1 protein-coding gene is annotated in these 578 nt (G+C 44.8%); it reads right to left on the minus strand.

Annotation, left to right across the window (positions count from 1 at the left end):
* The coding region (locus RW114_RS20885) for an IS66 family transposase (RefSeq protein WP_340124643.1) at nt 1–578 on the minus strand (578 nt) is incomplete at both ends.

Below are 578 nucleotides of genomic sequence, written 5' to 3' on the forward strand. Positions count from 1 at the left end.
TTGATTTAAAGGCTGAATTTTTTCAGTTAAATTCCAGGGCAGAAATTGATCTAATGCCTCAGGTTGATAGTGCCGACCTAATATAGGTAGTTCAGTAAACAAGTATTTCAGATAATCAAAAGGCTCCAGATTATTGGCGACTGCTGTTTGTACCAGACTGTAAAGTAGCGCGCTTGCAGTGGCACCGCGCGGGGTTTGGTTAAACAACCAGTTTTTCCGGCCAATCACAAACGGTTTGATGTGCCGCTCTGCGGCATTATTATCAATCTGTAAGTTTCCATCTTCAAGATAGCGCATCAGGTAATCCCATTGGTTGATCGTGTAGCGAATCGCTTTGCCTAACGCCGATTCTTTCGTGGTCTTAGCGACGCTGTCATCACACCATTGCTTTAAGTCTTCCATTAAGGGCTTACTTTTTTCCTGGCGCAGCAAATAACGCTGCTCTATGGTCAAGTCTTTGAGCTGTTTTTCTAGGAGGTAAAGTGCCCTGAATTTACGCAGTGCAGTGTGTGCCATGCCAAATTTATTCTCGCGACTGGCTTTCGGTAGCGCCTTCAACGCTTCATCGAATTTTCGCC

The organism is Methylobacter svalbardensis (assembly GCF_037671525.1).
In the GTDB taxonomy this organism is placed as follows: Bacteria; Pseudomonadota; Gammaproteobacteria; order Methylococcales; family Methylomonadaceae; genus Methylobacter_A; species Methylobacter_A svalbardensis.